The organism is Flavobacterium sp. (assembly GCF_004295795.1).
Classification (GTDB): Bacteria; Bacteroidota; Bacteroidia; order Flavobacteriales; family Flavobacteriaceae; genus Flavobacterium.
The window spans coordinates 124826-136417 of record NZ_SEBR01000001.1; the positions used below are offsets into that span (position 1 = coordinate 124826).

The following is an 11592-nucleotide window of genomic DNA, read 5'->3' on the forward strand; positions in this document are numbered from 1 at the left end:
GGAAACTTAAGGGAACGTTAATTTTCGGGTCTTTTGCGAAAGTGCTTATTTTCAAGGTATCTTTGCGCACTTTTTCCACTTTAAAATGTTCCAACTCGGTAAAACCATAGTATCCGAAGCCATTCTTGAAAATGAGTTCGTGTGCAATCTGTCGGCCTGTCATGGCGCTTGCTGCGTGGGCGGAGACGCGGGCGCACCTTTGCTCGAGGAAGAACTTGCGATCATGGACGGAATTTACGACAAGGTAAAACCGTTTTTGCGTCCGGAGGGAATCGCGGCAATCGAGCAACAAGGGAAATGGATTATCGGAACAGACGGCACTTTGGAAACGCCGCTGATCGACGACAAAGATTGCGCCTACGTGATTTTTGACGGAAAGACCGCGCTTTGCGGAATAGAACAAGCGTACAACCAAGGTCTGATCGACTGGAAAAAACCGGTTTCCTGTCATTTGTATCCGATTCGCGTCAAGGATTTTTCTGAGTTCGCGGCTGTCAATTATGACGAATGGGACATTTGCGATCCGGCTTGCGCACTTGGCAAAGAACTCGAGGTTCCGGTTTACAAATTCGTCAAGGAAGCGCTCGTGAGACGTTTTGGCGAAGATTGGTACATGGAGCTCGAGAAAATCGCATCTGACCTCAAAGACAATCCGAATCCGCGAAGACGGTAGAAATCCTGCCAAAAATATTCGGCGACAGTTTTCGTTATCTTTGGACTTCAACGAAAATTCCACTTTATGCAATTTAACGAGAGACGAAGCCTGAGTCAATGGATCATCATTGGCGTTTCGTTTATTTTTGTGCTGATCGTTCTTTATCAGACGTATTCTTACTTCCGAATATTCAAAGAGGAGGAATTGGCAAAAATGGAACTTTGGGCAGAAAGTCTCAAGACACTGAATAACGCCGACGAGTTTACCGATGTGGAACTTCCGAGCCAGATCCTGCAAAGAAATACGACGATCCCGATCATTATGACAGAGAAAGATTCGATCGTAAACGTGAGGAACATCGACACCGTCGAGGCCAAAAATCCCGAAAAACTGCGAGAATATCTGGAGCAGTTCAAGAAAGAAAATGCTCCGATCAAAGTCGAGATTTCAACCGGACAAGTGCAATATGCCTGGTACGGAAACTCCGAGCGTATCGTAAAACTCAAATATTACCCAATTGCGCTTTTGCTCGTTTCAGTCATGTTCATCGCGATGGTAATCACATATTATCGCTCGAGTAAGTTGGAAAGTCAGAGCAAACTTTGGGCGGGAATGGCAAAGGAAACCGCGCATCAAATTGGGACGCCGTTGTCTTCGCTTTTCGGATGGATCGAAATCATGAAAGCCGATGACGTGGACGAATTGACGGTAACCGAAATCGAGAAAGACGTGGTACGACTGCAAACGATCGCCGACCGATTCTCGAAAATCGGGTCAGAACCTTCGCTTGAAACCCGCGATATCATTGCCGAAACCCGAGAATCATACGAATATCTCAAATCGCGTTTCACCAACATCGAGTTCTCGTTCAAAGCGCCGGAACATTCCGTGATGATTTCCATAAACCCGACTTTGCACAGTTGGACAATCGAAAATCTCGTCAAAAATGCGATCGACGCCATGAAAGGCCGCGGAAAACTCGACGTTAGGATTTCCGAAGACGCGAAGCACATCAAGATCCAGGTTTGCGATTCGGGCAAAGGCATCGCCAAAAGTCAGTTCAAGAAAGTTTTCGAACCCGGATTCACGACCAAAAAGCGCGGTTGGGGTTTGGGCTTGTCGCTCACCAAACGCATCGTCGAGGATTACCACAAAGGACGCATCAAGGTTTTGAGTTCAGAGATCAATCGCGGCACGATCATGCAGGCGAGCTTTCCGAAAACCGTTTGAAGAAAGTAGCAGTTGCAGCGGCAGAAGCAGTATCGTGCAGAAACTTTATCGCATAAAAAAACCGTCAGTTGAGACGGTTTTTTGTTTGTCTGATATTTCGGTTTTACTCAGTCAGCAGTTTTTCGCGAACGTCTTTTACGACTTGCTCGAATTCTTCTGGTGTGAGTTTCACTTTTTGCTCGAAACGCATTTCGTCCATGTGGTTCAAAGGAATCAGGTGAACGTGGGCGTGAGGCACTTCGAGTCCTATCACTGCCATTCCGACGCGTTTACAGTCGACGGCGCTCTCTAAAGCTTTGGCGACGCGTCTCGAGAATTTCATCAAACCCAGAAATTCGTCTGAATCCAAATCGAAAATCTTGTCGACTTCTTTCTTCGGGATACAAAGCGTGTGGCCTTTCGCATTCGGATTGATATCCAGAAACGCCAGGTAATTCTCGTCTTCGGTGATTTTATAGGCCGGAAGTTCTCCGTTTATGATTTTGGTGAAAATGGACATGTAAGGTGAAATTTGGGAATTTTAATTGTTTTAGGCCGAACGTTCGGATTTTGAAATCAGTCTCTCGAAAGCTCGAGAATCTCGAAGTTCAGCTTTCCGTTCGGAACGGTGATTTCTGCGACGTCGCCCACAGATTTTCCAAGCAAACCTTTTCCAATGGGAGAAGTTACCGAGATTTTTCCGGCTTTTAGATCGGCTTCACTTTCGGCGACCAAGGTGTAAGTCATCTCCATTTTGTTGGCCAAATTGCGGATTTTCACTTTCGACAAAACCAAAGCCTTCGAAGTGTCGAGCTGCGATTCGTCGATAAGACGTGCGTTTCCGTGCAGTTCCTCGAGTTTGGCGATTCGCATTTCCAGCAAACCCTGTGCTTCTTTCGCTGCGTCATATTCTGCATTTTCCGACAAATCGCCTTTATCGCGAGCGTCGGCTATATCTTGGGATGCTTTCGGGCGCATCACGTTTTTCAGGTGGTCAAGTTCCTCGCGCAGCTTTTTCAATCCGTCTGCGGTATAATACGATACTGTACTCATAATTTTTTCATTAAAATCTATCATTTGCCGACGATTCTGTCGACTTCTACCTCTATAAAAACAGAAAAAATCCCACTTCCGCAGGATTTCTTTATACAAAGATAAAAGTTTCGCCGTTATGTGTTTTTGGGCATCGGCTAATAATATGTTAACCGGGCACAATCCAAATTTAAATAATTTAAATTTGCGGGCATCATTTTTTGTAAAAATTTAAAATGAAAAGACTTCTTCCACTTTTACTGCTGCTATTCGTTTTCGGATGCGACGACGACAATTTCAACAACAACAATCCGAATATCCCAAGCTATAACTTTTCGGTCGACCTGAACCTGAGCCTTCCGGGTTACAACTCGCTGAATTATCCAGGCAATGGCATTTACCTTGGCGGATATGGTGCAAGAGGTATTTTCGTGTTTTACACAGGAAGCGGATATGTCGCCTATGACGCGGCTTGTCCAAATCAACCGATCACGGCGTGTTCAACGATGCAACTTCAGGGAATCGTGGCCGTTTGCCCTTGCGACGACGTCGAGTACAATATTTACACAGGCCAGGCTTCGGGTCAACGTTACCCTATGAAACCTTATCGCGTGCAAACCGGTCCGGGTTACGTGCGGGTTTACAACTAATTTTTTTCGTCAGACAAAGAGTAAGGCGCGTCAAGGTCAGATGTGCCTTTTTTTGTATTCGGAACTTTCGCCATCTCGAACCTGATCTCGATTCCCTGAAGCATTTCGTCGTGTTTCAGATAGTTTTCAGTAAATGTTCTGCCGTTTTTGGTCGCTGAGTTTACGTAGCGGTTTTCGTCTGAATTCGCTTCCGCGGATATACTGATCTTCTTTCCGTTTTCGAGCGAAATTTCTGCTTTTTTGAACAGCGGCGCGCCCAAAACGTATTGGTTCGAAGCCGGAGTCACCGGATAGAAGCCAAGTGCCGAAAACACGTACCAGGCCGAGGTTTGTCCGTTGTCTTCGTCTCCGCAATATCCGTCAGGCGTCGGCAAGTACATTCGGTTTATGATCTCGCGCACCCAATATTGCGTTTTCCACGGTTTTGCCGCGTAGTTGTACAAATACGGCATGTGTTGTATCGGTTGGTTTCCGTGTGCATATTGTCCCATATTGGCAACCTGCATTTCGCGGATCTCGTGGATTGTTCCGCCGTAATAAGTGTCGTCGAATATCGGTGCAAGCGAAAACACCGAATCGAGTTTCATCGCGAATTTTTCCTTTCCGCCCATCAAGTCGGATAGACCTTTTATGTCATGAAAAACGCACCATGTGTAATGCCACGAATTGCCTTCGGTGAACGCATCGCCCCATTTGAAAGGGTTGAACGGCGACTGGAATTTTCCGTCCTTGTTCTTTCCTCGCATCAAACCTGAACTTTTGTCGAACAGATTCTTGTAGTTCAAACTGCGCTTCCGGTACAATTCGATTTCCTTTTTGGGCTTTTTCAGCAATTTCGCCAATTGGTAAATCGCAAAATCGTCGTAAGCATATTCAATCGTTCGGGCCGCGTTTTCGTTGATTTTGACGTCATACGGAACATAGCCCAAAGTTGTGTAATATTGCGATCCGGCCCGTCCAACGGCTTCCAACGGACCTTGAGCGTTCGCGCCTTTAAGCAATGCTTGGTACAAAGTTTCGATGTCGTACCCGCGAAGGCCTTTCAGATAAGCTTCAGAAACGATAGACGCCGAATTGTTCCCGACCATGATATCGCGATAGCCCGGACTTGCCCATTCCGGAAGCCATCCGCCTTCTTTGTAAGCGTTTGCCAAGCCTTCCTGCATTTTGGAGCCCATTTCGGGATAAACGAGATTCACGAACGGGAAGAGCGCTCGGAAAGTGTCCCAAAATCCGGTATCGGTAAACATATAACCTGGCAAAACTTTCCCGTTGTAAGGACTGTAATGGATCGGATTTCCTTGTTTGTCGAACTCGTAAAACTTGCGCGGAAACAGCGTACTTCTGTACAGGCACGAGTAGAATGTCCGCATCTGATCGATCGTTCCGCCAGCGACCTTGACTTTTCCCAAAACTTCGTTCCAGCGGTTTTTTCCTTGCGATTTCACGCCGTCAAACGTTTTGCCCGAAACTTCGTTGAGGTTCAATTCGGCTTGTTCCTGGCTGATGAATGACGATGCGACGCGCGCAATCAACTGTTCGCCTTCGCCAATCCTGAAACTCAAGACCGCTCCGGTGTGGTCGGCTTGGATTTCAGTAGTTCCCGACGAAAAAACGTCTCCCGAAAAAGTGCCCGAACGCTCGAATTTCCTATCGAATTTGATTACGAAATAGTTTTTGAAATTGGCCGGAACGCCGCCCGAATTCTTGGTCGTGTAACCGACGATCTTATTTTCGGAAGCGATGATTTTTACATAGGAACCTTTGTCGAAGGCGTCGATAAGCACGTTGGCCGAATCGGTTTTTTTGAACGAGAATCTGAAAATCGCGGCTCTTTCTGTTGGAGCGATTTCTGTCGTCATGTCATAATCGGCGAGGTAAACGCTATAGTAATACGGTTTGGCGACTTCGGCTTTGTGTGAGAAAAAGCTCGCGCGGTCGTCTTCTTTCACCTTGATTTTTCCTATGGTCGGCATGATCGAGAATTGTCCGTAATCGTTCATCCAAGGCGATGGCTGATGCGTCTGTTTGAACCCGCGGATTTTCATATCGGTATAACCATACATCCAACCGTGGCCCATTTTATTGGTTTGAGGCGACCAAAAATTCATTCCCCAAGGCATCGCGATCGCCGGATACGTGTTTCCGTTCGAAAATCCCGGATTCGATTGCGTTCCGATCAAAGGATTCGCCCAATCGGCATAATCGGAAATTTCGTCAACCATTTGCGCCTTTGTCAGGAAAGGCAATAGCAACAGCAGAAGTAGGCGTTTGGTCATTATTTCTTAGGTTTTGAAGACATGTAAAAAGTGAGTTCGCCTCCATTGATCAGATCGGAATGTCTGATGAAATCGCGAGGAATTTCCTTCCCATTCAACTCAATCTTAGTCACGTAAACGTTCTTTTCAGATTGGTTTTTGGCCGAAATCACAAGCGTTTTTCCATTCTCGAACTTCAAAGTCGCCTTTTTGACAAGCGGACTTCCGATGGCATACTGATCCGAACCCGGCGCAACCGGATAAAATCCGAGAGACGAGAAAATATACCACGCGCTCATTTGTCCGGTATCGTCGTTTCCGCCCAAACCGTCCGGCCCGGAATGGAACATTTTCCGGATGATCATGCGAACGCGCTCCTGCGTTTTCCAGGGTTTTCCGAGGTAGTCGTACAAATAGGCGACGTGGTGCGACGGTTCGTTTCCGTGCACGTAATTCCCGATGATTCCGTCCCGCGTGATATCTTCTGTGTTCTCGAAATATTTGTCGGGCAATTGCATCGTGAAAAGCGAATCCAAGTGTTGGGTGAATTTCTCTTTTCCGCCGTTCAGTTCGGTCAGTTTCGCCACGTCATGCGGAACATACAAGCTGTAATTCCAAGCATTTCCCTCGATGAAACCTTGTCCGTGCGTGTCAAGCGGATCAAATTCCTTTTTGAAAGTTCCGTCAGCCAACTTCGGACGCATAAAACCGGACTTTTTATCGAATACATTATTGAAATTCCGGGCGCGTTTGGAATACGTTTCATAAATGTCGTTTCTGCCCAATTTCTTGGCCATTTGCGAAATCGCCCAATCGTCGTAGGCGTATTCCAATGTTTTTGAAACCGATGCGCCGCTGCGATCTTCGGGCACATAGCCCATTTTGACATAATCGCCAATTCCGTCGTTGTAGAGCATATTTGAGGATGAAACGACAGCTTCCAAAGCTATTTTGGTGTCGAAACCGTCGTTTCCTTTTGCGATCGCATCGGCAATGACCGACACGGAATGATATCCGATCATGCACCAATTCTCGTTCGAATAATGCGACCAAATAGGCAAGGCATGATGCACCGATTGGTCGTAATGCGCGAGCATCGATTGGATCATGCCGCGATTTCGCTTCGGCTGAACCAGATTGAAAAGTGGATGAAGCGCGCGATACGTGTCCCAAAGCGAAAAAGTCGTGTAATTCACGAAACCTTGAGCCGTTTGGACATTTTGGTCCAAACCTTTGTATTCGCCGTTCCAATCCATGTAAACCGTCGGATTGATGAACGCGTGATACATCGCGGTGTAAAAGTTGATCTTGTCGTCTTCGTTTATCGTTTCGACCGTGACTTTCGAGAGTTCGTCTTCCCACAATTGCTGGCCTTCGCGCTTGACCTGATCAAAATCCCAATGCGGAATCTCGACGTCGATGTTGTTTAGCGCGTTGTTCGCACTCACGGACGACAATCCGAACTTGATCTTGATTTTTTCGCCTTCGGATGTTGCAAAATCAAAGTAAGCTTTCAACTTCGGGCCGGCCGCTTCGGGGAAATTTTTCGATTGGTCGAACTTTCGCCAAAAGCCGTTGTAGATATTTTCTGTGTCGTAATTTTTGAAGCCGTAACCTTTGATCGGTTTGGAAAAAGTCATCGCAAAGTAAACCGTGCGCGTTCTCGCCCAACCGTTCGTCTGACGGAAACCCGTGACCAAAGTGTCGTTTTCCACGCGAATGAACGTCCAGACATTCTTTTCCTCGTGGTTGTAAATGTTGGCCATCAAATCGAGAATGATGTGCGATTGATCGGACTTCGGGAATGTGTATTGGTGAAATCCGACGCGTTGCGAAGTCGTCATTTCGGCTAAGATATTGTCGTCGTCGAGTTTGACTTTGTAATAATTCGCCTGGGAAATCTCATTCGCGTGAGAGAATTTTGACCGATAGCCATTTTCGGGATGATCTGCCGTTCCAGGATTCAACTGCAATTTTCCGACGGTAGGCATGATCAGGAAGTCGCCCAGATCAGAATGTCCGGTTCCGTTGAAATGCGTGTGTGAAAATCCGCAGATGGTTTTGTCGGCATATTGGTAGCCCGCACAGTATTCGTAAACCTTTCCGTTGTATTTGCGGTCCTTTTCGAACGCGATCGTGTCGGTTTCCGGACTCAGTTGCACCGATCCGAAAGGAACTGTCGCGCCTGGAAATGTATGGCCCATTTTCGCTGTTCCGATAAGCGGACGAACATAAGTAAACCTTTGTTTTTGTTGGGAAAATCCGATGGAAATCGTGAACAGCGACGCTATTGCGAGGTATTTCTTCATGGTTGTTGCGTTGGAAGGCTAAAGGTAGGAAAATGAATTCTTCCGACGCATTGAAGTTTCGCGGATGCATGATGGATTTGCGCACCTATGTTTAACAAAAATTACAGATTTTATGTAATGGAATTTGGGCTGGAGATTCGAACTTTGCCAGACCTAACAAATCTTGGAGATTTGTTAGGTCTTACGCGCGCGCGAAAAAACTCGCTAAACAAGTGCAACGACCTAATTCATCCAAATCAAAAAAAATCCCGATCAGCCAAAACCAATCGGGATTCCAAACTAAAAATGTCCGTTTAGAATTTCAAAGTCAGCCCGGCCAAAAAGTTGATGCCGGCTTGCGGATAAAATCCGGCGCCCTCGACAGTCGTGATCGTTCCCGGATTCGAGAAATCGTCGTCGTAAGTGTAAAAGTATCCGTTCGACTCGTATTCGTAGTTGAAAATGTTGTTGACCAATCCCGAAATCAGGATCGACCTGAAGAACGAAACATTCTTCCATTCATACGAAACGCTCAGGTCTGAAGTCGCGTAACTGTCGAGTTTTGACGCATCGGAATCAATATTTCCCATGTATTGCTCGCCGACGAATTTCGAAAGCAAGCTCACCTGAAAATTCCTGGTCGGAGCGAAAGTGATGGCATTTGCAGCTACGACGTTAGGCGAAAATGCGATGTCGGTGTTGCCCAAATTCGTCAAAACGCCGTCGCGTTGGAACACGAAATCCTGGTTTTTGTTCGTGCTCACCGTCAAATTCGGACGAATCGACCATTTGTCGCTAATGGCTAAAGCGGCCTCGATCTCGAGTCCCAAACGGTAACTTTTTCCGCTGTTTTCGCGAATCGGGTTTCCGACATTGTCGAGTGCGCCGCTCAACACCAATTGGTCGTTGTATTTCATATAGTAAGCGTTCACGTTGATTTTCGCTTTCGCCGATGCGTATCGCCAACCGAGTTCGAAATCGTCCAGTTGCTCGGGGCGCGGACTTCCGTTTTCGTAGTCAGTCCGGTTTGGTTCGCGGTTCGCGCGGGCGTAAGAAGCGTAGATGTTCTGACGGTCGTTCACCGAAAAAGTCGCACCCGCTTTTGGGTTGAAAAAGTCGAATTGGTCGCGCACGAATCCCGTTTCTAGCGAGTTGGCGTTGTAAGAAACGCGTCTGTATTGCAAATCGGCAAACAAATTGAGTTTGTCCAAAACCTGATAATTGGCTTTTGCAAAAATGTTTCCGTCTTTTTTGACGCCTCGATCTTCGTAATACCGTTGGCCGTACATAGGAAGCGCGACACTTCTTGTCCACAAAACTTTCCCGTAATGATCGCCGTCGTATTCGTTCCAGCCGCCGCCGAGAATCGCATCGATTTTGGATTTTCTGTAATTGATCGAGAAAACGCCTCCGTAAAAATCATTGTCGAGCCATTTTTGGTCGATAAGATCGGATTCTTCTATGAGTGTTCCGTTCACCGTTGGAGCCGGAATTCCGTAATCGGATAAGGTTTCGCCGGCGCGATAGTTCTCGTAATAACCTTTTCCTCTCGTGTAATGCAAAGCCGCGGTCGAACTCCAATTCAGGTTCCATTTTTGCGTCCAGTGCAATTGATAGTGATCTTGTTGGTAATTGTCGGTTTGGTTGTCGTAAAAACGCACGTTGCCGAAATCATCGACATATTCGCCTGCCGTGTTATAAGTGCGGTCGTCGCGAAGTTTTTGCACGTCTTCGAGGCCGTTCCAGGATTGGTAGGTTTTTTCCTTTCCGCCAAAAACGAGTGCTTTGATCAACGTGCCTTTGTTTATGTAGCTTCCTTGCAGAAAGTACGATTTTAGGCTCGACGAAGCGCGATCGATGTATCCGTCCGATTCGATGTTCGAGAGTCGTCCGGCGAGTTCGAACTGGTTTCCCAAAAGTCCGGTGCTGAATTTTACGGTGTGTTTCCTGGTGTTGAAACTTCCGAACGAATTCGCGATTTCACCGTTAGCCTTATCGGAGTACGAATCTGTGAGCATGTTTAGGCTTGCGCCGAATGCACCCGAGCCATTTGTAGAAGTTCCGACGCCGCGCTGGAGTTGCAGATTTTCTGTGGACGAGGCGAAATCGGGCATGTTGACCCAAAATGTTCCCATCGATTCGGAGTCGTTGTACGGAATTCCGTTTACAGTGACGTTCACTCTTGTCGCATCTGTTCCGCGGACTCGGATTCCGGAGTAGCCGATCGCGTTTCCGGCATCGGAAGTCGTTACGACAGACGGAAGGAAGTTGAGCAACTGCGGGATGTCCTGACCCAGATTGCGTTTCTCGAACTCTTCTTTTTTGAGGTTGGAGAAAGTGACCGGCGTTTTCGAAGTCGCACGCACCGATTGCACGATCACGTCGTCAAGTCGTTCGGTTTTGGTCGTGTCCGGGATTTGTTCCTGGGCAAAAGCTTGATTACCGAGACTCAAAATTGCAATGGAACAAAGGATCGCGTGAGGGATAGTGGCTTTGTTTGAGCTCTTTTTGCCAGCCGTCTTTTGATTTCGTGACGAATTTTCGTTGCAAAAAAGCGAGTGCCATCTAGCCCGACGGCGGCCAACGAGTTTTCGATTTTGCTCTGGCGTTTCAAGGCCGCCGGCACGCCCAAAAAAAGAAAATAAAGGTTTCATCCGTAAAGATTTACGAATAAAAGGGGGAATTATTCTTGGTTAAAAAACAATGTTTTTGCGGCTGCAACGTGCACTTTGTAGCTCGCGATTCCCTTGGCAGCATTACCTGCCCAGGTTCTTTGGGTATAATCTCAGCCCTTGGTAGAGCACCCCTTTGAGACGCGGCAAATTTAGATTAAATTTTTAATAATCGGTATCACACTTTCGATTTGTTGGTGAAATTCTGGCTTTGAAAGTTTAACTTTTTTTACAGATTTTCTGTAATCAGGTGTGGGTTTTCGGGGCTAACTTTGCAAGACCTAACAGACTTTAGTAAGTCTGTTAGGTCTTGCAGGCCAAAGGTTTGATGGGTTTTTGATGTGGTGAAAAACGAGTTTTTACCAACCTTAAAATGGAATTTTGAAGGTATAGCGAAGTTCCTTTTTTGAGATTTCCGGGACGATGTCAGAAATCGGGTTTGCGGCGAAAATTCTTGATCTCGGAAGCATTGCGTTTGGCCTTAAGCCGTTTCTCGACAACCGACCTGGGGATTTTCGTGGCCTTTCGGATTTTTGGAACGTGAAGCGCTTTCTCGATGACTTCAAAAAATCGGCGCGTGACGAGTTCCTTGTTCTTGAGTTGGCTGCGATCCTCGTCCGATTTCAGGATGAGTTGCCCGGACTTGTTTAGGCGAGTGGCCAATTTTTCGTGCAACCGTATTTTTTCCTCGTCCGAAAACGAGGCAGAATTTTGGAGGTCGAATGTCAATTCGACTTTGGAAGAAACCTTGTTTACGTTTTGTCCGCCAGCGCCGCTCGAACGAACGGCCTTGTACTGGAGCTCGGCCGAAATTTTCTCCTTTTCCAT

9 protein-coding genes and 1 riboswitch are annotated in these 11592 nt (G+C 46.8%); of the genes, 3 read left to right on the forward strand and 6 right to left on the reverse strand.

What is annotated here, in order from left to right; translation table 11 throughout:
• Positions 1-85 precede the first annotated feature (85 nt).
• The gene (locus EOO49_RS00525) at positions 86-673 is read left to right on the forward strand and encodes a DUF3109 family protein (protein WP_290841920.1); all 588 of its coding nucleotides are present in this window, start codon (positions 86-88) and stop codon (positions 671-673) included.
• 66 nt (positions 674-739) lie between these two features.
• Positions 740-1885 (forward strand): HAMP domain-containing sensor histidine kinase, encoded by a 1146-nt coding sequence (locus tag EOO49_RS00530; protein ID WP_290841921.1) that lies wholly within the window; start codon positions 740-742, stop codon positions 1883-1885.
• Between the two features lie 103 nt (positions 1886-1988).
• Here the strand turns inward: EOO49_RS00530 and EOO49_RS00535 are convergent, their stop codons facing one another.
• Complete coding sequence (locus EOO49_RS00535; RefSeq protein ID WP_290841922.1) at positions 1989-2384, reverse strand: HIT family protein; 396 nt, start codon at positions 2382-2384, stop codon at positions 1989-1991.
• A gap of 56 nt (positions 2385-2440) precedes the next feature.
• Positions 2441-2917 carry a transcription elongation factor GreA gene (greA, locus tag EOO49_RS00540; protein WP_290841923.1) on the reverse strand — a complete coding sequence of 159 codons (477 nt, stop codon included), beginning with the start codon at positions 2915-2917 and terminating at the stop codon, positions 2441-2443.
• A gap of 215 nt (positions 2918-3132) precedes the next feature.
• Here greA and EOO49_RS00545 point away from each other — a divergent pair, with 215 nt between their 5' ends.
• The gene (locus EOO49_RS00545) at positions 3133-3546 is read left to right on the forward strand and encodes a hypothetical protein (protein ID WP_290841924.1); all 414 of its coding nucleotides are present in this window, start codon (positions 3133-3135) and stop codon (positions 3544-3546) included.
• Here EOO49_RS00545 and EOO49_RS00550 read toward each other — a convergent pair.
• The 4 genes from EOO49_RS00550 to arfB form a co-directional block, all read right to left on the reverse strand.
• Entirely contained in the window at positions 3543-5825 is a 2283-nt protein-coding gene (locus EOO49_RS00550; protein WP_290841925.1) for a GH92 family glycosyl hydrolase, read from the reverse strand. The genes EOO49_RS00545 and EOO49_RS00550 overlap by 4 nt on opposite strands.
• Entirely contained in the window at positions 5825-8113 is a 2289-nt protein-coding gene (locus EOO49_RS00555; RefSeq protein WP_290841926.1) for a GH92 family glycosyl hydrolase, read from the reverse strand. The genes EOO49_RS00550 and EOO49_RS00555 overlap by 1 nt, the downstream gene beginning before the upstream one ends.
• A 293-nt stretch (positions 8114-8406) precedes the next feature.
• Positions 8407-10746: a TonB-dependent receptor gene (locus EOO49_RS00560; RefSeq protein ID WP_290841927.1), complete on the reverse strand. Its 2340-nt coding sequence runs from the start codon at positions 10744-10746 to the stop codon at positions 8407-8409.
• Positions 10747-10817: 71 nt separating this feature from the next.
• Positions 10818-10910: riboswitch (TPP riboswitch) on the reverse strand.
• A gap of 280 nt (positions 10911-11190) precedes the next feature.
• A complete protein-coding gene (gene arfB, locus EOO49_RS00565) occupies positions 11191-11592 on the reverse strand; it encodes an alternative ribosome rescue aminoacyl-tRNA hydrolase ArfB (RefSeq protein ID WP_290841928.1) in 402 nt (133 codons plus the stop codon).